The organism is Parabacteroides sp. CT06 (genome assembly GCF_002257605.1).
Taxonomy (GTDB): Bacteria; Bacteroidota; Bacteroidia; order Bacteroidales; family Tannerellaceae; genus Parabacteroides; species Parabacteroides distasonis.
In genome coordinates, this window is record NZ_CP022754.1 from 609,346 (window position 1) to 635,252 (window position 25,907).

25 protein-coding genes and 2 pseudogenes are annotated in these 25,907 nt (G+C 43.9%); 17 read left to right on the plus strand and 10 right to left on the minus strand.

Annotated elements, in window-relative coordinates:
- Positions 1-108: 108 nt before the first annotated feature.
- From CI960_RS02530 to CI960_RS02540, 3 genes are read left to right on the plus strand one after another with little or no spacing between them, the layout of a single operon-like run.
- The gene (locus tag CI960_RS02530; RefSeq protein ID WP_005858746.1) at positions 109-1,173 is read left to right on the plus strand and encodes a transcription termination/antitermination protein NusG; all 1,065 of its coding nucleotides are present in this window, start codon (positions 109-111) and stop codon (positions 1,171-1,173) included.
- 11 nt (positions 1,174-1,184) lie between these two features.
- Positions 1,185-1,565: a hypothetical protein gene (locus tag CI960_RS02535; protein ID WP_005858745.1), complete on the plus strand. Its 381-nt coding sequence runs from the start codon at positions 1,185-1,187 to the stop codon at positions 1,563-1,565.
- Between the two features lie 16 nt (positions 1,566-1,581).
- On the plus strand, positions 1,582-3,522 hold the full coding sequence (locus tag CI960_RS02540; protein ID WP_036629068.1) for a nucleoside-diphosphate sugar epimerase/dehydratase: 1,941 nt from the start codon (positions 1,582-1,584) through the stop codon (positions 3,520-3,522).
- On the opposite strand, the gene CI960_RS23105 is transcribed toward CI960_RS02540, so the two are convergent.
- From CI960_RS23105 to CI960_RS02565, 6 genes are all read right to left on the minus strand, one after another.
- A complete protein-coding gene (locus tag CI960_RS23105; protein WP_005858743.1) occupies positions 3,496-3,603 on the minus strand; it encodes a smalltalk protein in 108 nt (35 codons plus the stop codon). The two genes, CI960_RS02540 and CI960_RS23105, sit on opposite strands and share 27 nt — an antisense overlap.
- A gap of 66 nt (positions 3,604-3,669) precedes the next feature.
- On the minus strand, positions 3,670-4,161 hold the full coding sequence (locus tag CI960_RS02545; protein WP_005858742.1) for an HU family DNA-binding protein: 492 nt from the start codon (positions 4,159-4,161) through the stop codon (positions 3,670-3,672).
- A 120-nt stretch (positions 4,162-4,281) separates the two neighbouring features.
- Positions 4,282-4,707, minus strand: a complete 426-nt coding sequence (locus CI960_RS02550) for a D-Ala-D-Ala carboxypeptidase family metallohydrolase (protein ID WP_005858741.1) — start codon at positions 4,705-4,707, stop codon at positions 4,282-4,284.
- A 101-nt stretch (positions 4,708-4,808) separates the two neighbouring features.
- On the minus strand, positions 4,809-5,003 hold the full coding sequence (locus CI960_RS02555; RefSeq protein ID WP_005858740.1) for a DUF4248 domain-containing protein: 195 nt from the start codon (positions 5,001-5,003) through the stop codon (positions 4,809-4,811).
- An 85-nt stretch (positions 5,004-5,088) separates the two neighbouring features.
- On the minus strand, positions 5,089-6,879 hold the full coding sequence (locus CI960_RS02560; RefSeq protein ID WP_005858739.1) for a DUF3987 domain-containing protein: 1,791 nt from the start codon (positions 6,877-6,879) through the stop codon (positions 5,089-5,091).
- Positions 6,876-7,418 carry a BT4734/BF3469 family protein gene (locus CI960_RS02565; protein WP_005858738.1) on the minus strand — a complete coding sequence of 181 codons (543 nt, stop codon included), beginning with the start codon at positions 7,416-7,418 and terminating at the stop codon, positions 6,876-6,878. The genes CI960_RS02560 and CI960_RS02565 overlap by 4 nt, the downstream gene beginning before the upstream one ends.
- Before the next feature lie 109 nt (positions 7,419-7,527).
- Here CI960_RS02565 and CI960_RS02570 point away from each other — a divergent pair, with 109 nt between their 5' ends.
- From CI960_RS02570 to CI960_RS02630, 14 genes and pseudogenes are all read left to right on the plus strand, one after another.
- Positions 7,528-7,728: a hypothetical protein gene (locus CI960_RS02570; protein ID WP_005858737.1), complete on the plus strand. Its 201-nt coding sequence runs from the start codon at positions 7,528-7,530 to the stop codon at positions 7,726-7,728.
- 59 nt (positions 7,729-7,787) lie between these two features.
- Positions 7,788-7,895 (plus strand): annotated as a pseudogene (locus CI960_RS23305) (hypothetical protein); the annotation flags it as partial.
- A gap of 33 nt (positions 7,896-7,928) precedes the next feature.
- Positions 7,929-8,291, plus strand: a pseudogene (locus CI960_RS23310) (PD-(D/E)XK nuclease domain-containing protein); the annotation flags it as partial.
- A 342-nt stretch (positions 8,292-8,633) separates the two neighbouring features.
- A complete protein-coding gene (locus CI960_RS02580; RefSeq protein WP_036629065.1) occupies positions 8,634-10,166 on the plus strand; it encodes a lipopolysaccharide biosynthesis protein in 1,533 nt (510 codons plus the stop codon).
- 108 nt (positions 10,167-10,274) lie between these two features.
- Positions 10,275-11,363 carry an NAD-dependent epimerase/dehydratase family protein gene (locus CI960_RS02585; RefSeq protein WP_005858735.1) on the plus strand — a complete coding sequence of 363 codons (1,089 nt, stop codon included), beginning with the start codon at positions 10,275-10,277 and terminating at the stop codon, positions 11,361-11,363.
- Between the two features lie 8 nt (positions 11,364-11,371).
- Positions 11,372-13,117, plus strand: coding sequence for a thiamine pyrophosphate-binding protein (locus tag CI960_RS02590; RefSeq protein WP_094582194.1), 1,746 nt, complete (start codon positions 11,372-11,374; stop codon positions 13,115-13,117).
- Positions 13,118-13,159: 42 nt separating this feature from the next.
- A complete protein-coding gene (locus CI960_RS02595) occupies positions 13,160-14,161 on the plus strand; it encodes a polysaccharide pyruvyl transferase family protein (protein ID WP_005858733.1) in 1,002 nt (333 codons plus the stop codon).
- Positions 14,162-14,248: 87 nt separating this feature from the next.
- A complete protein-coding gene (locus tag CI960_RS02600) occupies positions 14,249-15,325 on the plus strand; it encodes an EpsG family protein (protein ID WP_005858732.1) in 1,077 nt (358 codons plus the stop codon).
- Positions 15,326-15,336: 11 nt separating this feature from the next.
- Positions 15,337-16,143 (plus strand): glycosyltransferase family 2 protein, encoded by an 807-nt coding sequence (locus CI960_RS02605; RefSeq protein ID WP_005858731.1) that lies wholly within the window; start codon positions 15,337-15,339, stop codon positions 16,141-16,143.
- A gap of 8 nt (positions 16,144-16,151) precedes the next feature.
- Complete coding sequence (locus CI960_RS02610; protein WP_005858730.1) at positions 16,152-17,240, plus strand: glycosyltransferase family 4 protein; 1,089 nt, start codon at positions 16,152-16,154, stop codon at positions 17,238-17,240.
- Between the two features lie 17 nt (positions 17,241-17,257).
- A complete protein-coding gene (locus tag CI960_RS02615) occupies positions 17,258-18,568 on the plus strand; it encodes a UDP-glucose/GDP-mannose dehydrogenase family protein (protein WP_094582196.1) in 1,311 nt (436 codons plus the stop codon).
- Between the two features lies 1 nt (position 18,569).
- Positions 18,570-19,325: a glycosyltransferase family 2 protein gene (locus CI960_RS02620; RefSeq protein ID WP_005858727.1), complete on the plus strand. Its 756-nt coding sequence runs from the start codon at positions 18,570-18,572 to the stop codon at positions 19,323-19,325.
- Between the two features lie 13 nt (positions 19,326-19,338).
- Positions 19,339-20,538 carry a DegT/DnrJ/EryC1/StrS aminotransferase family protein gene (locus tag CI960_RS02625; RefSeq protein ID WP_005858725.1) on the plus strand — a complete coding sequence of 400 codons (1,200 nt, stop codon included), beginning with the start codon at positions 19,339-19,341 and terminating at the stop codon, positions 20,536-20,538.
- 14 nt (positions 20,539-20,552) lie between these two features.
- Positions 20,553-21,140 carry a sugar transferase gene (locus tag CI960_RS02630; RefSeq protein ID WP_005858723.1) on the plus strand — a complete coding sequence of 196 codons (588 nt, stop codon included), beginning with the start codon at positions 20,553-20,555 and terminating at the stop codon, positions 21,138-21,140.
- A 93-nt stretch (positions 21,141-21,233) separates the two neighbouring features.
- Here CI960_RS02630 and CI960_RS02635 read toward each other — a convergent pair whose 3' ends face one another.
- From CI960_RS02635 to CI960_RS02650, 4 genes are all read right to left on the minus strand, one after another.
- Entirely contained in the window at positions 21,234-23,558 is a 2,325-nt protein-coding gene (locus tag CI960_RS02635; protein ID WP_005858721.1) for a TonB-dependent receptor, read from the minus strand.
- 106 nt (positions 23,559-23,664) lie between these two features.
- Positions 23,665-24,246, minus strand: coding sequence for a response regulator transcription factor (locus CI960_RS02640; protein ID WP_044544493.1), 582 nt, complete (start codon positions 24,244-24,246; stop codon positions 23,665-23,667).
- A 9-nt stretch (positions 24,247-24,255) separates the two neighbouring features.
- Positions 24,256-24,942: a LuxR family transcriptional regulator gene (locus CI960_RS02645; protein WP_005858717.1), complete on the minus strand. Its 687-nt coding sequence runs from the start codon at positions 24,940-24,942 to the stop codon at positions 24,256-24,258.
- A 25-nt stretch (positions 24,943-24,967) separates the two neighbouring features.
- Positions 24,968-25,906, minus strand: a complete 939-nt coding sequence (locus CI960_RS02650) for a sugar phosphate isomerase/epimerase (protein WP_005858715.1) — start codon at positions 25,904-25,906, stop codon at positions 24,968-24,970.
- Between the last annotated feature and the right edge of the window lies 1 nt (position 25,907).

Sequence of the window (25,907 nt, forward strand, 5' to 3'; positions counted from 1 at the left end):
CATGGTTTCTATTGCTTTAAAATTTTCGGGAATAGAAAACGATATTTGATTTAAGTATTAGATTATCAGTGTGTTAATAGAATACGCTGATATGGCATTGAAGTATCTATGGGTCATGATCTTCCCCCTTTACCATTGCGTGATGTCCACACCGTAAGATGGTATGTGTTATCTCTTCCCGCTTGTCACAAAGGTCCAGCCAAAGGTTTGCGGAAGGAGTTAGATCGCAGGGTGCGTTTGGGCGAGCCTACGTTCGATTTTTTCGCCCCCTCTTTCGTGGAGATGCATCGCCGTGAGGGGCGTTTGGTGGAGACTCACCGTCCGTTACTCTACAATTATGTGTTTATCCGCTCTTCTGTGTATGAGATCTTCCGTTTGAAACGAGATTTTCCCTTGTATAATTTCCTGCCTAGCGTGGATGGCCGTGGCTCATATCCTTTTGTCTCCGATCGTGAGATGGAAAACTTGCGTTGGGTGGCCCGTTCTTACTCGGATGAGCTTCCGGTGTATGTGCCGGAAGCGGGTTATTTGCGTAAAGGTGACCGGATACGCATCACGGATGGTCGTTTCAAAGGTGTTGAGGCAAGTGTAGTAATACAGCCCGGTGTTGGCGAGCGGGAGGTAATGGTATGCGTGGACAACTGGATGTGGGTTCCTTTATTGCGTGTTCAGCCGGGCGAGTATGAGGTGATCAGCTTGGCCGAGGAAGGCAAGCATGTATATACCCGTTTGGACAATTCCCGGATACAAAATGGTCTTCATGAGGCGTTGGGCCGTCATTGGGGGGATGGTGGCGTTACGGCTATAGACCGTGAGCTGGCGACCGAGACCTTGCGTGCCTATGGAGAGTTACAGCTGGATTCTGCCGTGATGCGGTGCAAGCTCTATTCTCTCTTGTTGCCCGCCTATACGATACTAGGGGACGAGGAGCGGCAAAAGTCGTTGATCGGAACGATCGTCTCGTTCTTACCCTTGATCCGTGCGGAGCAGTCGTTGGCATTATTACTACTTACGCTTTATGGTTGTACGGATAGCAGTATCTATTATTATCGTGCGCACGAGTTGATCGATCCGTGGAGTCGGGAATCTTCCCCGAAGAAGAGTAAATTATCCTTGATCCGTCGGTTAGCCGACTACGACCGCTGGCTAAAACACGTGGGAATTGAAAATTAAAAATTCAAAACATGCCTTCTCTTCCTTCTGGCATACGCTTGGTTACGTTACTAAACGAGCATCTGAACGAGATCATGGATCGTGAGCGCACGAACCGTACCTCGATCCATTTATATTGTACGGGTCCTTATTGGGTAGCTTTCGAGCGTTCTGCCTATCAGTTGTGTCTCACCTTCCCGGATAGCGAGATCACGCCGCTGCGTCTGTTCGCCTACCCGTTCCCGATCGTGATGGTGTCCGTGACGGATCGCTCGTTGCGTTCGTATGCCCGTAAACATATTTTGAGGCGGGACGAGACGGATTACGTGGTGCTGACCGTCCCCGAATCCTCCTTGACTGACTACCGAAGATGGCATGCTGGTGAGGTGGAGGGCTTGCCCCAGCTGACATGAACCCAAAATTTTATTCATGATGAACCTTTTTTCTAAACTCTCAACGTGGTATTTCTCAAGGAAAGCGTTGCCGTATTGGAGTATTATCCTGCTGGATTGCTTGGTGATCCTGTTTTCAGGCTTGCTGGTATATGCCTTGAATAACGGGATCTTCGCCACGATGGGCATCTTTTGGCACCTGTCGCTCACGTGGGGTGTTTGCCTAGTGCCTTATCTGGTGGGCTTTAGGCTGTTCCGTACGTATTCGGGCATCATTCGTTACTCTTCCTTCGTGGATTTGCAACGGGTGGGCTTCGCCGTGCTGTTTGGTGTGGTTTGCGTGGTGACCTTCCAAGAGTTTACGGATTTTTCGCCTTACTTGGTGTATATCCGTAAACGAGACCTTGTGCTATCCTCCCTGCTGGCGATGAGCTTGATGTGGGCGATGCGTGTGTTCGTGAAGTATTTCTACGTGACAACCTTCCGTCAGTCGAAGGCTGAGCGTGCCTTTATCTTCGGCGTGAAGCAGGGCGGTATCAGTTTGGCGAAGAGCATCCAGAACCAAGATCCCTCACAGTACGTGCTGGCAGGCTTCGTCTCGGAGGCCGGGAACATGCAGAATCGTATATTGATGGGAGTGCGTGTGTACCCTTTCGATGAGGAGCTGATCGATGCCATGCGTCGGGAGCGGGCGACGATCCTTTTCGTCTCCCCCTTGAAGAGCGACTCCATTCGGGAACAGCCGGATATGGTGGCCCGTTTGGCGGAGGCGGGGATCAAGATCTACGTGACCCCGGCGGCGCAAGAATGGGATGGCAGGAGCGATTTGACGCATACACAACTCCGGAAGGTTGAGATCGAGGATCTGCTTCCCCGGGAAAAGATAGAGATAGACATGGAGGCGGTGGGCCGCTTGCTTCGTGGTCAACGCATCCTGATAACGGGAGCCGCCGGCAGCATCGGTGGCGAGATGGTGCGCCAGATCGCCTCGTTTGCTCCGGATCGCTTGATCTTGGTAGATCAGGCGGAAACTCCCTTGCACGACATCCGCTTGATGATGGCGAGGGATTGGCGGGATATCAACGCCTATACCTTGGTGGCGGACATCGCTAACAAGTCTCGCATGGAGGAGATCTTCTCGGAGCATCGCCCCGCCTACGTGTTCCATGCGGCGGCTTATAAGCACGTTCCGATGATGGAGGATAATCCTTGTGAGAGTGTGGGTAACAACGTGGACGGTACCCGTGTGATCGCCGACTTGGCCGTGAAGTATGGCACGAGGAAGTTCGTGATGATCTCCACGGACAAGGCGGTGAATCCCACGAACGTGATGGGTTGCTCGAAACGTATCTGCGAGATTTACGTGCAGAGCCTCGACAAGGCGATCAAGGAGGACCATGTGGAAGGCGTGACGCAGTTCGTTACGACCCGCTTCGGCAACGTGCTGGGTTCTAACGGCTCCGTGATCCCATTGTTCCGTGAACAGATTGCCAAGGGCGGTCCCGTGACAGTGACGCATCCGGATATCATCCGTTTCTTCATGCTGATCCCGGAGGCCTGCCGGTTGGTATTGGAGGCGGGTACGATGGGTAACGGTGGGGAGATCTTCGTCTTCGACATGGGCAAACCCGTGCGTATCATCGACTTGGCGAAACGTATGATCCAGCTTTCGGGCGCCAAGAACGTGGGGATCCGTTTCACGGGCCTTCGTGCCGGCGAGAAGCTGTACGAGGAGGTACTGAACGACGAGGAGATCACGCTGCCTACCTTCCATCCGAAGATCAAGATCGCCAAGGTACGGGAGTACGATTATGATACGGTTTGCCAAGATATAGATGAACTCGTCGGCCTAGGCCGCTCGAGGGACGATATGGCCATCGTGGGCAAGATGAAGGCGATCGTCCCCGAGTTCAAAAGCCGGCACTCCAAGTACGAGGTCTTGGATAAGGCGTTAGAAAGCGCAAGCACTGATGCCTAAGGCCCCGGCGATGGTGGTGGCTATGGCGATGACTACTTTGACGATTACGCTCCAAACGTTGGTTTTCTTCTTTTCACTCATTTAAATTTGTTTTATAAGGTTGATAATACGAAGTCTGTATCAATGAGCACGCCGAAGCGTGCCCCGTTATATCTCATCCGGGCTCTCGCTGTCCGAGGAGCCGTTCTTACCGGAGATATCCACCGTTGTCTTACCGGCCTTCTGGGCCTTGATGACGGCGGCTTGGGCGGCCCGGGTGGGGACGAGGTTGAACTTGAGGCCTTGGAAGATGACTTGAAGTTCCTCGCCGGGGACGAACTGGATGTTCACCCCCTTGATATAGTCGGAGGTGAACAGGTCGGCACTCGGCGCTCCCCCGGAATTGATCTGGAGGCGGAAGGCGCCCAGATCGCCGAAATCCACCTGCTTGCCAGCTTTCAGACCTTCCAGCATGCACTCGGTGGTGGCGATGAGCACGGCCGAAACGTCAGCTTGGTGCACCGTGCATTTACTCGCTATCAGGGTAGATAGCTCTTTTAAGTTGAGCTCGCCGTTGGTTTGCGCCTTGGCGTAGGCTTTCTTGGGTTCCTCTTTTTTCAACGGGTTGCCCATCATGGCAATGGAATAGTTTAATGACATAATCGTAAGATATTTTAAGTGATACATAAAGAACTTGGGGGATGATGAGTTGAGTCCTCACGCTTGATGACTTGGCTTTTCGTGCTCCTTGATTTAAGTCTTCGGTTTGAAAGACTTAAGTCAATTAGGCGACTTTTCTTTATCGATAACCTGACAGCGAAGGTTGCCGGGTACGTAAGAGATATGGATCCATCGGGCGCCGGGCTCTAGAATGAGCTGAGTGAACTCGAGTCCGCACAGCTCGTGCGTCTCTTGTATCAGTCGGAACAAGCGGCGATGATCATCTGGAGAGCCGGCTATCAGGTCGGCGGCGCAACCGAGGAGGTGGTGACTGTGCTTGGCTCCCCCGATAAGGATGTTCAATTCGGGGCAGCGATAGCCGCTACTGATGACGATGGGGCTGCCCCAGACCCGCCGTAGCGGGTCTAGTAGCATTTCCACTAGGATCGTGACCATCCTCCGGGCCACCGGGGTGAGGCTGTTGTCGATCCCGTCTCGCCGGGCCGTGGCGGAGTCTTCAAACTCTTGATAATTAAAGTAGCGCATAGGAGACAAGGTTGATGTTTTTGTTTCTGTAGCAAAGATACGATAGGCGGAAAGCCCGGATATACCATTTGTTTCCACCTATTCGCTCTAGGAGAAGAATTTTAGGGTTCCCCTAAAAAATCATAGAATATCTGTACTTGCTTCGGCGTGATGGAGCGGTCTTTCGAGTGATAACCATGACGGATAAGGGCCTCTTTCAGTCCTTTCACGTCACGGATATATCGGTTCAACTTATGCAAAGCGTTCGAAGGGGTGCCTGACAGGCAATATTGACGGGCGAGATCTATTTTTTTCATCTGTATTGAATTTTAAAATGACTATAGGAGGGTTTCAAGTTTCAAGGTTTCATGAACCCTCTTTCCTCACACACACGTACGTACATTATAAGGGTTTCAAGTAAATCCCTTTATGCTCGCCATGCAGGAGGGCTCCGGAGTCGCATAGTCGGCGTAGCCATGTCTTGGCGGTGTTCTTGGGGATGTTGGCATGCTCGGCGGCCTCCATCCATTGGACGGTGGTGAACTCGTCCGGCATGGAGCTGAGCAGACTGTCCTTTTCCGAGAGGCCTCGGCTGGTGATCTCGCCGGTAGGCAGGAATGAGAGGATATGGGTGGCGTGGAGGTAGAGCGGCTCTGCCATTGTCAGAAGGGCGGCGAAGTCATCGTCGGTGATATGGAGTTCCCAGCCTCCGATGATCTTGTCCTTTAGGTTGTCGCTGTTGATGCCTTGGGCCGGCTGCAATAGTTCCGGTTGTTCCAAGGCACGAAGCATGGCTACCACCTCCATGAAACGTACGAGGTTGATGGCGAGGCGTACCACGGAACTGTTCATCTCCTGCCCGTTGGATTGCCGGGCACGGAGGAAGAGACGTACGAAGCTGTCGTTGAAAGCGGCTTGTTGCCGCTCGTCGAGGCGCAAGGTAATGGTACCCCGGCACTTGAGCTGATCGATCGTGGCCTTCCACTCGTAGCCCATCCGGTGGAATTCCTTCTCGGCGTCTACCTCGTCGACGGAGAATTGGTCGATCCATTCCCGGATCTGCGATTTGTAGTAGAAGACCTCACGGCTGAAGAGCCCGTTCTCGCCCGAGGGGATAAGCGGCGCTACCTGTCCGGGCGTACCCGAGAGCACCATCGAGAGGAAGGTGGAATCGCATTCCCGGTATTCGTTATCGGTCCGTCGGTTGAACGAGAGCCCGGCATGGTCGAAAGCGTTACGGAGCGTATCGCTCCAATGCCCGTAATCCCCCCCGATAGCGGTGGTGATGGTATCCGCCTCGGTCTCGAAAATGATACCGGTGCCGTCCGAATCGATGATATTTTGCAAGATACCCGTCCCGGTATTGTTGCCGGAGATGATAAACATACTGTTTTTAGGCATCTGGGGCATCTCCATCTTGGCTTTCTCCTTGCCTAAGGCATGATAGGCCGCCAAATCTTGGCGGTACTGTTTCATCGCTAGGTCCACTTGTTGGCGGATCTCCCGGTGGATAGGCTCGATAAACTTACGCAGCCACGCCATGATGCCCTTACCCGATGCGGGCGGAGCGATCACGAAGAGCTGGATACAGGGATAGATCCAATGCATCCCATAGAGGCAACGCACCGTCTTGCCCAAGGTGGCGCCTAGGGCGGTGAGAGCCGTGAGCAAAAGGATATCCCGCTGCTCGGCATTATTGGCGAAACCGAGGATGTCCCGTAGCAACGAGGGCCATGGATAGCCGGGTACCAGCCGTGGCAGGGAGGTGTAAGGCTCACTGCCGATGTGGAGTGGGGCGTCGTTTGCCTCGGTTTCCCGATCGCTGGTCTCGTGGGCTTGATCTACCGTATCGGCTGTATTATATGTACTCACACGTGTGTGTGAGGAAAAGGGTTTCGTGAAACCTTGAAACTTGAAACCTATTTCCACGCCCGCCAGCTTGGCCAAGTGGAAAGCGGTGCCCAGATGGACATTCTGGTTTCCGGTGCGCAAGGCACTGGAGAAAAGCTTGTTGGCGTGTAGGGCGTTGAACTTGGGCGATGGCTCGCAGAGACTGATGAAGTCGCTACGTCCTGCCTCTCCGCAATCGGTGGCGATGGCGAAAGCCAATTGTACATACTCGGCGTAGGTGGGGGCGATGTCGGCATGGGCCGCCCGTACCGCTTCTACTAGTTTGGAAAGATCGTTGTTCATGGTATGAATATTTTAGCGTTAGAATCGTGAGACAAGAAACAGCAACGGGCGATATCCTTGCCACAGGTATCCACCTCACCCTTGAAGGTGTCGGCATACAGGAGCTGTATGTAACTCATGGCCCATCGAACGGTCTCGTCTCCGGGGATGAAAAGTTTCACTCCAAGTCCTCCGGGGCTGACAAAGGCGAGTCGGGTCCCGAGATAGGGGTCCTCGAAGAGGTGGTCCCGGAGTTGTTCCGCCTCCTCGAGAGAGGCGAGATGGTCGATATCGACCACTACCAACCCCGAGGCGGAGATGAGAGCGTCGCTCTTACGACGGGAAAAAACGCCGTGGGGCGTTACGAACGGCAGTTGTCGCTGTTTGAGTTGGCGGTATTCCGCTACCCTGCCTTCCCGGATGAAGGCGCGTAATTCGTTGGTAACCGTTTCGAGAGATTTATCCTCGGTGATCCATCGGTACACTTCCCGTAGTGTACAGTTCCCGGTAGGAAGCGTGTTGGTGATGGGAGGAAGAAAGTAAGACATTTGTTGGTCCATATCAATAGGATTTCAGATTAATTTTCTAAAGCTATTGCTAATAATTGATTCTGCGTTTCAGCCTATAGGCTGAAATATCGGATGATTGTTTAATAAAAATTAGCATAGTATGAAGGAAAATTTAGATTTGAACCAGATTTTATTTGATGAGTTAGTGGAATTTCCACGTAAGCGGTTAGGAATCTCCATCCGTGAGTTTTGTGCGGAGGCCCACGTAGGCACCGCCACCTACAGCAAAGCGAAAAAAAAAGAGTATCAATCCCCAGAGTCTGACCCGCTTGCTACAAGAACTATGCGTAGAGATGGATGAGCTGGAGTTCATGGGGTATGGAGCCGGGGCGCTCAAGGAGGTGTATAGGGCGATGAGGCATGGAATGGAAAAATAGAGGGTTGAAAATTGATCGTTTAGGGAACGTTATATTTGTTTTGACGAACCAACGTTTGGAAAGTCTCATCAAACGGGCCTACGCCCAGACCAGCCAAAAGGTGGTTGTCTTGATCGACGAGTACGACGCTCTGCGTCTATTGTAGACCTTCCTGTCCACCATCCCCCGATGTGACAATACGGATTACGAGGGCCATTACCAGTCCTTGCTTTACACGATCTTCAGCCTGCTAGGAATGTATGTGAACGTGGAAGTCAGTACCCCGAAAGGCCGTGTGGATATGGTGATGTGCACACCGACAACGCTCTATGTCGTGGAGTTGAAGTTAAACAAGACTGCGGATATAGCCCTTGAGTAAATCAATTTGCGCAATTATCCGGAGCGCTTCGCTCTTTGTGGGTTGCCGATCGTAAAGGTTGGGATTAATTTTGATAGTGAGCGGCATACGTTGGGGGATTGGGTTATCGAGGGTTCTATGTCTTGTTGAGAATTACAAGCTACTGTAGTCTGATAAAGATGTATCAGGCTTACGGAAACAAAGGAAGCAGAACAGGGTGTTGCCGTATAGTGATACATCGGAACTTTTTTCAAAAATATCTTTAGCGGGTGCTGAGATTATGTTAACATGGTTCCTGACAAAATCACATTGGCTACAAGCCAATGTTAAATTCAAAACTAATTAATTAACAAAACTCAGTTTAAGGCGCACTTATGTGCCCTTTCAAAGGGGGATGCCATAAATTGAGTGCTTGTCTCAAGGCTGCATGAGATATTAACTTGTAGCTTTCAATGCTATGCCTTGATTCTTGAGGCGAATTTATATTCAATCATGTCTACTACATCAGAGAATAACAAGCGAATAGCGAGGAATACAATGTTCCTTTACTTCCGTCAAATATTAGTAATGGCGGTAAGCCTCTATACGGTGCGGGTAGTGCTGGATGTGTTAGGAGAGGAAGATTATGGTATATACAATGTAGTGGGAGGATTTGTGGCCATGTTTAATATATTGTCAGGAGCTTTGTCGGTGGCAATCAGCCGTTTCATTACTTACGAGATGGGGCAGCCAGATGTCACTACTTTGCGATTGCGAAGCATATTCTCTTCCTCTTTGCTGATACAAATAGCTATGGGACTTGTTATCGCCATGCTACTAGGTACGTTTGGAGTTTGGTTTGTAGAATATAAGATGGTTATACCGGCCGAGCGTCTTGATGTTGCGCTTTATGTGTTAGGCTTTTCCACGTTGAACTTTTTTATTAATTTGTTGAGTGTTCCCTATAATGCGTTGATAATTGCTCACGAGCAGATGAAAGCGTTCGCTTATATCAGTGTTGTGGAAGTGACTTTGAAATTGGTGGTAGCTTATTTGCTGGTAATTTCCCCTCTTGATAAATTATGGTTATATGCTTTAAGTATGGCGCTGGTGTCCTTGGTTGTTCGCTTTATATATGCTGCCTATTGTAAACGTCATTTTGCGGAGTGCTGTTTCGTATGGGGATTTGACAGGCGATTGCTTTATAAAATGTTCGTTTTTTCAGGTTGGGCGTTCTTGGGAAATGGTTCATTTGTGCTGAAAGAGCATGGTGTAAATATCTTGTTGAATATATTTTGCGGTCCTATAGTAAATGCCGCTCGAGGAATCACGTCTCAGGTAACGGGTGCGATAACCTTGTTTGTCAGTAATTTTATGCAGGCGGTAAATCCACAAATCACTAAATTATATTCATCGGGCAATTTGCAGGATATGCATCGTCTGATATTTAAAAGTTCTCGCTTCTCGTTTTATCTGATGTTAATGTTAGGTGTTCCATTGATGAAAGGTATTGATTACATACTTTCTTTTTGGCTTGTGTCTGTACCGGAATATACGGCTGTGTTTATTCAATTGTTGATGGTCTTTTGCCTGATGGATTGTCTTGTGCAGCCTTTGATGACCGGTCTTTTGGCAGAAGGGAATATACGTGTTTATGAAATAGCATTAGTGGTGTTGAATATAGGCAATGTTTTTTTTTCTTACATCGCTTTAAAACACGGTTATTTTCCTGAATGCGTATATTGGATATCCATCGTGGTAGAGGTAGGTATTATCATTAGTCGTGTATGGCTGTCGGGTAAGACCTATCAGTTGCCAGTTAAACGATATTGTGTGGAGGTGTTGGGTAATGCCCTTTTAGTGGCCGCTGTAACGGGAATATTTGCTTGGTGGATTTGTCTGCCCCTTAACAATGCTTTTGCCAATTTTATATTATCAATGTTACTTGTTTTTCTGTTTGCTGGTTTGATGGTCTATGTTTTAGGACTAACTCGTAATGAACGTAAATTTTTGCGAACTACGATAAAGAATAAATTGTGTTTATAAGAAAATAAATAGGGTGTTCAGTCTTATGTCCCAACTTTTTTATTTTAGTACTAAAATCAGAAACATCAAACTGAATACCCTAGAAAATAAATAAGAAGCAATTGTACAATGAGAATATTACTGTTGGGAGGAACAGGGGCTATGGGTGTTCATTTAGCCATGCTCTTATCAAAACAAGGAAATGATGTGTTTGTAACTACCCGTAAGGATAGGATGAATAACGCTGGCATTACCTATCTGAGAGGTAATGCGCATGATCCTTTATTTATAGAGGAAATCTTACGGGAGGGCTGGGATGCGATTGTAGATTTCATGGTGTATCATACGGATGAGTTCGCTAGGCGGGTTGACTTACTTTTGAGATATACGAATCAGTATGTCTACCTAAGTTCAGCCAGAATATTCGCTAACGAGGATGCGTATATAACGGAAAGATCTCCTCGTCTATTGGATATAACGTCGGATACCGATTACTTGAAAACCGATGAGTATGCTTTGACTAAAGCATTGCAAGAGAATTTATTACGGGCTTCCGGATATAAAAACTGGACGATTGTCAGACCGTACATCACATTTAGCGATATTCGTTTACAGTTAGGGGTTTATGAGAAGGAACAATGGTTGTATAGAGCGTTGCAGGGACGTGCGATCGTTTTCTCGAAAGACATTGCGAGTCATTATACGACATTGACTTATGGCGAAGATGTGGCTCAAGGTATTGCCGGGCTTATTGGTAATGCGATGGCTTTGGGTGAGGATTTTAATATAGTGACAGCTGAGTCGCTTACTTGGCAAGAGGTATTGGATCTTTATGTGCGGACGATCGAGGAATGTGCCGGAAAGCGTCCCCCTGTGGTTTATACTGATACTTGTTTGAATTTGTTGTTCAAGCGTACTCAATATCAAGTGAAGTATTGTCGCTTGTTTGACAGGAAATTTGATAATCGTAAGATCCTTTCTGCGGTTCCTGATTTGAGATTCTCGGATGTACGGATATCTCTTCAACGGTGCCTGTGCGCATTGATAAACAGTCGACGTTTTAAAACTATAGGTTGGAGGAATGAAGCCCTATTGGATCGAGTGAGCGTGGAATTTACGCCTATACGTGAAGTAGAGAGCTTCAAGCTGTATATGGTGTATCTCTTGTTTAGGGAACTTCCTTTAGAGTGTGTGAAATATGTAATAAATCATAGATAGAGATAGGTATGGAAGGAAAATATTATAGTTCGGAAAGAAGCATTCAGCTCCTGATCTCATTACTAAAACAACATAATATCAAAAAGATAGTAGCATCCCCAGGTACCACAAATCTTTCGTTTGTCGCAAGTTTGCAGCAAGACAGTTGGTTTGAGATGTATTCAAGCGTGGATGAGCGCAGTGCTGCATATATCGCATGCGGTATGGCGGCGGAATTGGGGGAACCGGTCGTGTTGACCTGTACGGGGGCGACCGCTTCTCGTAATTATATTTCGGGCCTAACGGAGGCCTATTACCGTAAATTGCCGGTATTGGCGGTCACGAGTTCGCAAGATATTTCCCGGATCGGTCATCATATCGCACAGGTGATAGACCGTCGTGCCATACAGAATGACATCGCCCTTTTGAGTGAGCATATCCCCGTGACCGATGATATCACGACGGAATGGAGTAATACCATAAAGATAAACCGGGCGTTGTTGGAACTCCGCCATCATGGAGGCGGCCCAGTACATATAAACTTGACTACCACTTATAGCCGTGACTATTCGGTAAAGGTGTTACCACAAGCACGAATGATTCATCGTGTTATGCCTCAAGATGTTTTCCCTGAGTTGCCGAAAGGGAGTGTCGCTGTCTTTGTTGGCGCTCACCGTAAGTTTACTGATGCGGAAACGGCTGCTCTTGATGCTTTCTGCGCTACATACGATGCGGTGGTGTTCACGGATCATACCAGTGGTTATAAAGGTAAATATCGTGTACCGGTCTCTATTCTTTCTTCGCAAGAAAAAGAGTGCTTCGAGTTGACAGATATGGATTTATTAGTACATATTGGAGAGGTGTCAGGCGGATATATAGGTCTGTCTCCCCATGCAGTATGGCGTGTTAATCTGGATGGTGAACTTCGTGATACTTATCGTAAATTGACTTGTGTATTCGAGATGGAGGAGCAGGCGTTTTTTGAACATTATGCGGATACCGTTAGACCAGCTTGCCATGCTTACTTTGATACCTGTTGGACAAAATTGAAATCCACATGGGCGAAAGTTATGGCTGATACTTTGCCGTTTTCCAATGTCTGGATTGCTCATGAAACCTCATTACGCATACCTGCCAATAGTGTGCTTTTCCTAGGGATTCTTAATACATTGCGTACATGGAATTATTTCGATATTCCTGATACGGTGTATGGGTATTCCAATACAGGAGGTTTTGGAATAGATGGCTATATCTCTTCATTCGTGGGGGCTTCGTTAGTTCATCTTGATAAGCTTTATTTTTGTGTAGCGGGTGATCTCTCTTTTTTTTACGATATGAATGTGTTAGGTAATCGCCATGTAGGTCGGAATGTCCGAATTCTATTGGTGAATAATGGTAAAGGAACAGAATTTCGTAATTATATGCATCCGGGTGCAGCTTTTGGTGAGGAAGCAGATAAATTTATTGCTGCAGCCGGGCATTATGGCAATAAGTCACGTCAATTAGTGCGGCACTATGCGGAAGATTTAGGATATGAATATCTTTCAGCCGACAGTAAAGAGGAATATTTGCAACATTTAGATCGCTTCCTTTTACCAGAAATGACCGATCACCCTATGTTATTCGAAGTGTTTACAACGAATGAGGATGAGAGTGAGGCTATTCGGATGGTATGCAATCTTAATATATCAGTTAAAGGTGTGTTGAAAAAAGTGACAAAAAATGTTGTGGGAGAACAAGGAAGAGAGCTTATCAAAAAAATGATGGGAAAATGAGATTGGATGAAAATCTTCAATAAGATAGTTAGTATTTAATAAATGAAAATAGGAATTTTAACTTCTCCACTTAAAAGTAATTATGGGGGAATATTGCAAAATTGGGCTTTACAACAAGTATTAATTAAATTAGGTCATAAACCTATTACGATTGATGTTTATCCGCATCCGGGAATTAAAATATTTATTCTTTCTACAATTAAGTCTATATTACTGTGGTTTATTCCTTCGCATAGGCGTAAATTTACGAGATGGAATGGTGAACGTAGTTCTTTGTTCGATAATTTTGTGCGTGAACGGATAGTAACGTCTCATTTATGTAGATACTATACTATGAGTATAGTAAAAGAATATGAGTTAGATGCTTTAATTGTAGGTAGCGATCAAGTATGGCGTCCCAGGTATAATGTTCGGACGTTACCTGATATGTTTCTTCGGTTTGCACATTCGTTTAAAGGAAGGAAGATTGCTTATGCCGCATCTTTTGGTGTGAATAATTGGGAGTTTTCAAAAGGACAAACTTCGCTTTGTGCAACTTTAGTTAAACAATTTGATGCTATATCTGTACGAGAATCGAGTGGTGTTGATTTGTGTGAGAAATATTTGGGAGTGAATGCTATATCTGTACTTGATCCAACACTCCTTCTCGCTAAGGATGAATATGCCAAGCTGTGTGAAGAGATACCAATATGTAATGAGAGATTTTTAGCTGTTTACGTTCTTGATCCTAAAAAAGATGTGGAAGATATTATAAAAGAGGAAGCAAAAAAACGGGGTCTTGCCATTAAGTATTTTTCCGCAGATCGAAATGCTAATTTGAAAGTGGAAGAATGGTTGGCTATATTTCGAGATGCCAGTTTTGTTGTAACAGATTCATTTCATGGAACTATTTTTTCGATTATTTTCGAGAAAGAATTTCGTAATGTTGTGAATATGAAGAGAGGTTGTGCTCGTTTTGTGGATATTATAAATAAATATAAATCGAATTCATTAGGTGTTTTTCGTAAGAAAAGTTTAGATTTTATTAGGGATTCATTAGTGTAGAAGAGCTGTGGTATTTGTTATGAGAGTTGAAGATTTGTTTATATATTGTTCTTTATAAATAGTTTTTAGCGTGTTTCCTATTTGAATATGGTGTATCTGTTATTTGCTGTTTGCTCATATTTGTATTTGTTATTATTATCTAAATATAAAGAGGTAGGTTATAAAACTGTAATAGTATTTAGCTTACCTGTGATATTCGCTTGGGTATTGATAATAGGAAGTCAGTATTATGTGGGAACTGATTATCCAACATATTTGTCACTTTTTAAGAATATTGATTCTGCAAAAAATGAAGATACAGAGTTTGGCTTTGTGTATTTTGTATATTTATGTAATTATCTAGGTTTTTATGGGCAGGATTTGTTTTTTATAATTGCGTTTTTTTGGATACTTTCTTTGTTGCAAATTTCGAGAACTATAACTACTTCAAAATATGTATTTATATTCGTGTTTGTGTTTGTTACTGTTTCAACTGTTTTTAATAATCAAATGAATGGCGTTAGGCAATATGTAGCTGTGTATTTTTTTACATCTTCTGTATTGTATATGCTGAATAAAAAATATGTTCTCTTTTTAATTGCTTTTTTTCTATCGTTTAGTTGGCATATGTCTGCGGTAATATTAGTTCCAATATTGCTTTTGTTTTATTTTTTTAAATTGCAAAATAGTAGATTTTTATTGTCTTCTATAGTGCTGTTTTCTATTGCTTTTAATTTTTTCTTTAAAGAAGAGTGGTTGTATTCTTTTATAGCTATTACTAATTTGTATGATAGTTATTTAGATAGTGATTACGTTCAAGAGGTTAGCTTGTTTAATAAATTGACAAAATTGATGTATACTCCTGTGGTTTTATGTTCTATATATAAGTTTAAGAAGTATGATTTGAATTTTGATGAGAAAAGTATATTTGTGATAGGAGTGTATTCGTATGCCATATTTATGGCTTGCTTATCTAATACATTGACTAATAGATTTGGAATGTATTTTACAATACTTTCATGTATCCCTTTTGTCTATTTTCTGATTTATCTATATAAGAAAAAAACATTGGCTTCCTATTTGCTTTATTTACTTTTGTGCTTTTTTATTTTATTGGTGTATGCATTGAAGGTTACTCGCTTTTCTACAGGCGAATATGCTTTTGATTCTATCTTTTTTCATTAAAAAATGTTCGGATGAAAATTTCTGTTGTTGTACCAACTTATAAGCCTAAATATTATCTTTGGGAATGTCTTAATTCATTGAAAGAACAGACTTTTCCTGTTGATGATTTTGAAATATTGCTTGTGCTAAATGGATGTTGTGAACCTTACAAATCGGAAATCGAAGAATATCTATTGAAAAATGTTATGTCTAATGTGTACTTGATTCAAGTAGATCAGCCAGGAGTTTCTAATGCTCGTAATATAGCTCTGGATTATGCAAAAGGTTCTTATGTGGCTTTTATAGATGATGATGATTATGTATCTCCATTTTATTTGGAAGAACTTTATGCCAAAGCTTCATTAGATACTATTTCTCTTTGCTATCCATATGCGTTTAATGATGGAACTCCAGAAATGCAATTGCCTTATTATATTACTGATGCTTATGAATATTGTAGCCGTCAAACAAGATGTTTGAAACTTTCATCTAAAGTTAGGAAATATTTTTCTGGACCTTGTATGAAACTTATTCCAATGGATATCATAAAAGAGCGGAGGTTTGATATTAATTTTCGAAATGGAGAAGACACTCTTTTTATGTTTCTTATTAGTGATAGGTTTCGTTATTTTGCTATTACTTCTCCTTCAGCAGTTTATTATCGTCGTTATCGTTTAGGTAGTGCATTGTTTAATAAACGTAGTCTTAAGGAAAGAGTTATTAATTGTATATTACATCAATTCTATTATGTTAGAATTTTTGTATCTAATCCATTTAAATATAATTTTACTTTTTTTGTATCGAGATTCTTGGGTGAATTTGTATCTATTAGAAATTAAAATTTGTGATGAAAATATGTTATTTTATTGGTGATATTACTACTACAGGTGGAATAGAACGTGTACTTTCAATATTAACGACTGAGCAATCAAAAGATTCGGAATTTGATATTACAATAGTGTCGCAGTTTCATTCTCATCCCACTCCTAATTACTTTTTTGATAATAATGTTAAAATCGTATATTTATCAGAAAAGAAATTTGATGGACATCCTGGCTCGTTAACTCGTTTTATACATCATTTTGAAATGATAGGTAAAGTACGTAAATTTTTTATGCTAAATCGATTTGATTTAATTCTTTCTCAATCATTTCCTAATACGTTTACGTTGTGGATTGCAGGACTTAATATGAGTAGAGTTATTGGAGTAGAACATGTGTTTTACGGATATTATAATAGTGTAATACGTAGAATTCGTCATGTTGTTTATAAACAGCTTGCACAGCTAGTTGTACTTACGAATAATGATAAATCTGCTTTTAGATCAGAAGGATTGAGTAAGATTGTTACAATTGCAAATCCTGTTGTTTTATCGAATCGTTCCTGTTTTCCTCTAATAAATAAAAAAATTATTTCAGTAGGGCGTTTAGTTTATCAAAAAGGATTTGATACGCTTATAGAAATATTTGGAAATATACATTTGAAATATCCGGATTGGGTAGTAGAAATTTATGGAAGTGGAGTCCTTCTAAGAGAATTGCAAAGTCAGGTTGATAAAGCGGGATTGACGAGTTGTTTTAAATTTATGGGAGTAACAGATCGGATAGAATGTGAGTATCATAAAGCATCGATATTTGCTATGCCTTCACGTTTTGAGGGCTTTCCTATGGTGCTTGTTGAGGCTATGAGTCAGGGTCTTGCGTGTATCTCTTTTGATTGTCCTAATGGCCCATCTGATATTATTTGCGATGAAAATGTAGGTATGCTAATAGAAAATCAAAAAAAGGCTGATTTTGAAAAAGGGTTATCTCGATTGATAGAAAATGCAGAATTGAGACAACAAATAGGAAGAAATGCATTCGAAAGCGTTGAGCGTTTTGATGTGCGTAATATTGTTTGTGAGTGGAAGGATTTATTCCAAAAGATACTTGGGTAATTAATAAATATTTTTAGATGAACATTGCGATTGTCGGCACCGGTTATGTGGGTTTGGTGTCAGGAACTTGTTTTGCAGAAATGGGAGTAGATGTCACATGTATAGATGTTGACCAAGCGAAAATAAAAAATTTATTGGAGGGGAATATTCCGATCTATGAGCCAGGTTTGGAAGAGATGGTATTACGTAATTCCAAGGGAGGCAGGCTTCATTTTGCGACAGATTTGACCTCTTGTCTGGATAGTGTGGATATCGTTTTTTGTGCTGTGGGTACACCTCCGGATGAGGATGGTAGTGCAGATCTACATTATGTGTTGGAGGTAGCTCGTACGTTTGGTCAGAATATTAGCAAATATACGGTATTGGTAACCAAGAGTACGGTTCCCGTAGGTACGGCACGGAAGATAAAGGTTGCTATTCAAGAGGAGTTGGATAAACGTGGAGTGAATGTCCCTTTCGATGTGGGCTCGAATCCTGAATTCCTGAAGGAAGGTGCGGCAATTAAGGATTTCATGAGCCCGGATCGGGTAGTAGTAGGTATGGAGTCGGAGAGGGCAAAAGAGATAATGAGTAAACTCTATCGTCCGTTTCTCTTAAATAATTTTCGAGTGATATTTACAGATATCGCTTCAGCGGAAATGATAAAATATGCAGCAAATAGTATGCTAGCAACCCGTATATCCTTTATGAACGATATTGCTAATCTTTGTGAATTACTTGGTGCTGATGTAAATATGGTTCGTAAAGGTATTGGCTCTGATAGTCGCATAGGGAATAAATTTTTGTATCCAGGTTGTGGCTATGGTGGAAGTTGCTTCCCTAAAGATGTAAAAGCTTTAATTAAGACTGCAGAAAAGAATGGTTATTCTATGAAGGTGTTAAAAGCTGTGGAGGAGGTAAATGAACATCAAAAAACTATACTTTTTTCAAAACTGACAAAACATTTACCTTCATTGAAAGGAAAGATCATTGCTTTATGGGGCTTGGCTTTTAAACCAGAAACAGATGATATGCGTGAGGCTACTTCTTTGGTGATGATCGATTTGCTTGTTAAAGCTGGAGCTATCGTTAAAGTTTTTGATCCTGTAGCAATGGATGAATGTAAATGTAGGATTGGAGATAAGGTGGTTTATGCTCAAGATATGTATGAAGCTACAATAGATGCTGATGCTCTCTTGTTATTAACAGAATGGAAGCAATTTAGGTTACCGAGTTGGGCTATTTTGAAAAAGGTCATGAGGCAATATTTTTTATTAGATGGTCGTAATATTTATGATTCGAAGGAATTGGAGAGTTTTGGTTTTACATATGAATGTATAGGTCGGTGATATGGATGATTTAGGACTGGTATCTATAATAACTCCTACATATAATTGTGCTCAATATATAGGGGAAACAATTGATACGGTTATTTCTCAAACATATATTAATTGGGAAATGATAATCGTAGATGATTGCTCTTCTGATGATACGGACAAAATAGTTTCTAAATATCAAAAGCGGGATTCTCGTATTAAGTATTATCGATTAGCAAATAATTCAGGGGCGGCGGTTGCTCGTACTGTAGCGATGCGTTTGGCTTCTGGAAAATATATCGCTTTTTTGGATAGTGATGATTTGTGGATGCCAAATAAGTTATTTGTCCAATTGGACTTCATGATAAAAAATGGATATGCTTTTACTTGCACATCTTATGAACAAATAAATGAGTCAGGAAAGACTCTGAATAGGATTGTTCGTGCGGTTAGTAGAGTTAATTATAACAGATTGCTTTTGGATTGTCCTGTTGGTAATTCTACAGTGATGTATGATGTGTCTAAAATGGGAAAATTTGAGGTCCCTAATATACGTAAGAGAAATGATGATGCTTTGTGGCTTAAAATGTTAAGAGTTGAACCGTATATTTGGGGTATTCCTAATGTCCTGGTGAAATATCGTATACGTCCTAACTCTATATCAGTTAATAAGTTCAGTTTAGTAAAATATCATTGGCATTTGTATCGCAAAATAGAGCAATTGAATTTATTACGTTCTGTTTTTCATGTGTTTTTTTGGTGCTTTTTAAAAATTTTCAGAATCAAGTAATATTAGGTATATGATGAAAAAGATACCTTTTTCGCCTCCCGATATGTCAGAGGCAGAGATCAATGAGGTTGCCGAGGCTCTTCGTTCCGGCTGGATTACCACGGGGCCTAAGACAAAAGAATTTGAGAGATTAATTGCCATGTGCTGCCAAACGGATCAAGCTGTATGCTTGAATTCGGCTACGGCTTGTATGGAGTTGATATTGCGTGTTTTGGGCGTTGGGCCAGGAGACGAGGTGATTACTTCCGCTTATACGTATACCGCTACCGCAAGTGTAACTTGTCATGTGGGGGCAAAGGTTGTCATGGTAGATACCGCTCCTGATTCGTTTGAGATGGATTATGATAAGTTGGCAGATGCGATCACGGAGAAGACAAAGGTGGTTCTGCCTGTTGATCTTGCCGGTGTGGTTTGTGATTATGATAAGATATTCGCTGCCGTAGAGAGCAAGAAACATTTGTTTTCGCCAGTGAATGATATCCAGAAGGCATACGGTCGGGTTATCGTACTTGCGGATGCCGCCCATGCTTTTGGTGCCAAATGGCATGGAAAGATGTGTGGTGAGATCGCTGATTTTACTTCGTTTTCCTTCCATGCCGTGAAAAATCTTACGACAGCAGAGGGAGGTGCGTTGACTTGGAGAAATCATGATGGGGTTGACAACGAGTCTCTTTATAAACAGTTTCAATTGCTTTCCCTTCATGGGCAGAACAAGGACGCACTAGCTAAGACGAGGTTGGGAGCATGGGAGTATGATATTGTCGCTCCGTATTATAAGTGTAATATGACGGATGTAATGGCGGGTATTGGTCTTGCGCAGTTGAAGCGTTATCCGGAAATGCTGTATCGTCGTCGTCAGATTATTGAGAGGTATAATGAAGGACTGAGGGGGTGCGATGTGCAGGTCTTGGATCATTTTGGTGATGACCATTCTTCGAGTGGGCATTTGTATCTAGTACGTTTGCTTGGTGAGGATGTGGAATATCGAAATGCTGTGATAGAGCGGATGGCTGAACGTGGAATCGCTTGTAACGTACATTATAAGCCTTTACCAATGATGACGGCCTATAAAAATTTAGGTTTTGATATCGTAGATTATCCGAATGCTTACAACCAATACCATAACGAGATTACTCTTCCTTTGCATACCAGTCTTACGAATGAGGACGTAGAGTATGTGATTTCTAATTTTGTTGATATTATTACCCAATAAAATAATCAATCGATTTGAAACGTTTTTTTGATGTTGTAGCCAGCGGGATAGGTCTTATCTTGCTAAGTCCTTTGTTTGTTATTCTGGCAATTTGGATTAAGTGTGATTCTACCGGACCTGTTTTTTATAGGCAAATTCGTGTAGGACGTAACAATCGAGATTTTCAGTTGCTTAAATTTCGAAGTATGCGTGTAGGTTCTGATAAGAAGGGACTTATTACCGTAGGAGGGCGTGATCCACGGATTACACGGTCTGGTTATTATATCCGTAAGTATAAATTGGATGAGTTTCCTCAATTGATCAATGTACTTAAAGGGGATATGAGTTTGGTAGGTCCTCGGCCCGAGGTGCGTAAGTATGTCGATATGTATACGACTGAACAAAGGCGTGTGTTGGCTGTCCGGCCGGGTATTACAGATTACGCATCTATAGTGTATATGGATGAAAATAGGTTACTTGGACAGTCTTCAAATCCCGACAAAACTTATGTTGAGGATATTATGCCGGCGAAAATTGAACTCAATATGAGATATATTAACCATCCTACATTGTTTGAGTACTTTAAGCTGATATTTCTTACGATTTTTAAAATAGCTAGATAAAAAAGATCGATTTTGTTTTTATGTGAAATGTTATCGGGAGAGTTGGTGTAATAGCCGGCTCTCCCGTTTTTTATTTCTATTGAACGCTTGCGCTTAAAAGGCGATCGCCACCTCCGCACCGATCTGGAAAGGCTTACCTAGTTGGATAAACGGATTCCCGAATGACTCGAAATAAAATGCAGAGTAATGGGTGTTCGTTATATTACGGCTCCATAGGTTTACGTTGACGATACCTTTGCGTACGCCTACCTTTGCGTTCACCGTTCCGTAGAATTTCTGGTAGATGTCGTTTCGCTCGGTCCAGAAGATCTTTCCGACACCGCTGAATTGGGCGGAGGCGGAGAATTGGTCTATCCATGCGTTACGGAACAGGCGGGTGTATTGCAGTCCTACGTTGAAGGTATGACGTGGGGTATATGGGATGAAGTTGTTCTTGAAATCCTCTTTCCCATTGTTGTAATCCCGGAACGTAGCATGGGTGAAACCGTAATTAACGTCGGCGGTTAGCCCATCGATGATGCGGGCACGCAAGGAGGCCTCTATACCGTAGCTTTTGGCTTTCCCGGCGTTGGTGAGGATACGGCCGTTGCCGCTGTTCACGAACTTGGTCAACTGCACGTCTTGAATGTCCATATAGAAACCTGTTAATTCTGCGCTTAGGCGTTGGAATAGCAACTCGCTACGGATACCGATCTCGTAGTTCCAGCTTTTCTCCGGTTTGTAGGAGGCTACTTCCTCGATGGGGGTAGGTTCTTTGACCTCGATCGGCATCATGTCCTTGAAAGCGCTCATCATATCGTATTGCATCTGGCTTTGCATCACGTCTGCCGACATTTGTACGTTGTAGCCCCCGGTCTTATAACCTTTCGCTACCGATACATAGGTGAACGTGTTTGACGAGCATTCGTACTTTAAAGAGACTTTCGGAAGTACTTGCCAGAAGTCTTGGGAGACACTGGCGTCCATCACGGTGGTTGGGATCGGGAAAAGTTTCTCGATGTCGATAACCGGTCCGTTTTCTACGAAGCCGAAACCCATTCTCATCTTAGCCTCGGAATTGTAATCCATCTTTTGCTTCTCGTAATCCAAGCGGATACCGGCGGTAATTGACAGACCTTCCGTGAACAAGTTGTTATAAGTGGATTGGTGATACAATGCAAGGCCGTAAGAAGGGGTGTCGAAAGAACCCGGAATATAAAGATGATCGTCCAGTATTTTTAGATAGGGCATCTTAGGGTGATCTTTCTTCAATTGATCGAATACGGGCTGGAGGACGGTCTTAATCCCATCTTCCTTGAAATCGACCGGGCCGTCTGTATGTAGATCATCGTAGAAACCGTAGAGTCCGAAGGACCATTGGTAATTATTCCTCGTGTTGCTCTTGATCGCCAATTCCTCGCTGAAAGCGTTTTGCTTTTGCTTTTGGTTGAGGGTAAAGATCGAGAGAGGGGAGAAGTCTTGATCCATCTTCATGTCATCCTTGAAATATTGATGACCGGTGATGCTGCTCAGTATCACGTGCTCATTCCGGTATTCGAGGGACAGGTTATTGGCGATGACCGTCCGTTTATAAGAGCTGGGATCGTTGATATTGATAGGATTTACATACTTGTGATCGGTATTTCCGGTTCCGATGAACATACCATATGGAAACGCTCCTTGATCCGTATAATCTACGGAAAGGGAGTAGGAGGCACGGAAGTTTGGATTGAAGCGACCTTCTAATTTGAATCGGCCGCCTACATTGTCTTCCTTATCGATCTTTTTCCCATCGTAGGCATTGGTGTAGAAGCCGTCGCTATGGTCATAGTAAGCGGCGGCGGTGAATCCGATGGTTTCGCTCAACTTAGCATAATGGGAGGCCTTGACTTTATATTGCCCGTAGCTTCCGGCCGATAGGGAGAGTTTCTTTCCTTGGTAATCGAACGGGGAGATGGTATAGATATTTACGATGCCCCCCATGGCGTTACGACCATACAAGGTTCCTTGCGGCCCTCGTAATACCTCGATGCGTTGGATATCGGTCAGCTCGAAATCGAAGGTGCTTTTATCCAGATAAGGCACGTTGTCTACATATAAACCCACGGATTGTCCGCTACTTCTGGCTCCGATACCGCGGATATAGATGGCCGAGGTTAGTTTTGCCCCATAATCCGGCATGTATAGGTTAGGGACGAAAGAACTTATATCCTTTAATGCGTCGATCTGCCTGCCGGAGATCATTTGTGGGGAAAGGATCGATACGGAACCGGGTAACGTGCGGAGATTATTTGTCTCCTTCGTGGATGAGGTCACGATTACCTCACCCATGTTATAGGTTTTTATCGTGTCGTTCTCGTTAGCCTTGATGTCCTCGGCGTATACATTTTGCAGCCCCAACGCACCTAGGGCGATGATACCTAAGTAGTGTCTCTTCATCGAATTTCTTTTGTTAGTATATTTTTTCAATCGCGAAGAAACGGTAAAGAAACAGGATGGTCAATCACTAGATGTAGTGATTTTGAAAGCTGGTTTGTTGGCTTCGCTATAGTTCGATATCGTCGCCGGAGATGATCCCGTTCATGATGGCGTAGAAGGTGAGGCCGGATACGGTCTTGATGCCCAGCTTGGCGGTGATGTTCTTACGATGGGTGAGGACGGTGTTCAAGCTGATGTTCAGCTTATCGGCGATCTCTTTATTCGTGATGCCTTTTACGATCAGTTGAAGTACGTCTACCTCACGGCTGGATAGGTCCTTGTTGTTTTCGGTTGTGGTGTTGCTGGAGCTGTCGCTCGTAAATAATTGTTGCAATTGCTCGATAATGGTCTCTTGGGAGGAACGTAACGTGATACGGTTCGTAGACGAGAGTGCCCCGTGTTCTTCGGTGCTGTCGATGAGGAGGGCGGTCTTGTTTCTTCTCGGGAGGAAGAAATCTGCGTTGAGCACAAGGGTATCAGAATCGGTGAAATAGTAATCGTAGGTGTCGCTTCCTGTGGAGGAAAGCATCTCGAAATTTGGAAAATAGCAAACCTCTACCGGGGGGAAGTAGTCGGTCAGCAAGCTTTGCAGCCCAATACTTCTTAGGGTATCAGACAGTATGATCGCTATTTGTTTGTTTCGATGCATTTCAGATCGTTAGATACATAATTTTTCCATGGCCGAGACCATGGGGGTAAGGATTCGATACCGGATCCGGTTGTGTTGTTTGATATCTTTCTCCAGACTACAGATGGAGAAGAGGACGGCATAACATAAATTCTCGTCGTAATCTCCCGAAAGATGCTTGACCATGATACTTTTTAAGTCGGCTAAAAGGGCCTCGATGGTATCTTCCGTACGTTGCTCGGAGGTGATTTGCAATCCATCGATCGTTCCCGCCGGTTCTTTTCCCAGCTTTTTACTTAACGACATGCAGTAGGGGAACCATATCTTATCATCTTTCTCAATGCGGGCGATGAGTTCTTCCTTGAACGAGGAGAAGAAGCGTCCTATCAATCCAAGAGTAGGATTGCCTGGCGTACTCATCGAGATAAAGGAACCTAGATGGCGTTCTATATTGGGAAGCTGATAACGTAAATAGTATTGGTTCGTCTTTGTCAGGTAATCAATGATCTGCGATGTATGGAAAGTTTGTAACTTCTTCTCCGGAAAATACTCCTCGTTGAGGAAGGTATTGATCACTGTCAATAAAAAGTCCGTATCCAGCGAATGTTCTTCACAGAGCGTCTTCACCGATTTGTCGCCAAGCCCGAGACGAATCCCAAACCGGTTGATTACGGGAATGAGTGAGGGGTGTTCTTCCACCACCTCACTCAATTGCATATTTGGGTATACTAAAGGCATCTTATCAAGCTTGTTCCCATTGTTCACGTAATAACTTGACGGCGGCGGGGACTACCACGTTACGGTCTCCCTGACATCCGCACTCGAAACTTACGTAGTTGTTATAACCAATCATTTTCAATCCCTTGAAGCCATTGATATAGTTATCGGCATCTCCATCCTCACCCGGCATGCTGCGACGTTTGCGGCTGGCCACGTGTACGTGTTGGAGATACTCTCCACCGGAGATAAAGGCTCCCATATCAGAGGTCTCTTCCCATGTCATATGCCAGAAGTCGCCCATGCAACGTACACCCGGATTATTGATATCCCGGCATAAAGAGGCGGCGTCGGCTACTTGACGTAGATAAAAACACTCTTTTCGGTTCAAAGGTTCAAAGATGACGCTAGTCCCATGCTGGGCGGCGAAAGTTCCCATCTCGTTGAATTGCTCGCAAAGGAAATCCCGTGTCTCCATCGTATGAGGCAAGGCGGGGACTTGACCATTAAAGGCAGGAACGATAATCACGCCCGTAGAACCTAATTCACCGGCTGCGGCGATGATCTCTTTCATCGTATCCATGCATTCCTTGCGGATGGCTGGATCGGTAGAAAGAATAAAGCCTTTGAAGCCGGCGCAAATGGCACTCACTTTGATATTACGTCCGTTTAAGGCCTGCTTGATCTCGTTTACCCGGCTGGCTAATCCTCCGCCACCCGGCTCAAAACCTACAACGCCCAACTTCTCCATAAAATCAAGTTTCTCGTTCAAACTTTCACCCGGGGCGATTCCCTCTTGGAAAGAAAGCTTTAATTCAAGGTCCTTGCCGGGCTTGTCGCTCCCTTTTTCTCCTTTGGCAGTGTTTGCCGACTTGGAAGAGCAGGAGGCCAAGGCCGTACTTCCTACCGCTAAAGCAGCGCCGGATAAGGAGGTTCTTAAAAAGTTTCTTCTATTTAATGTCATA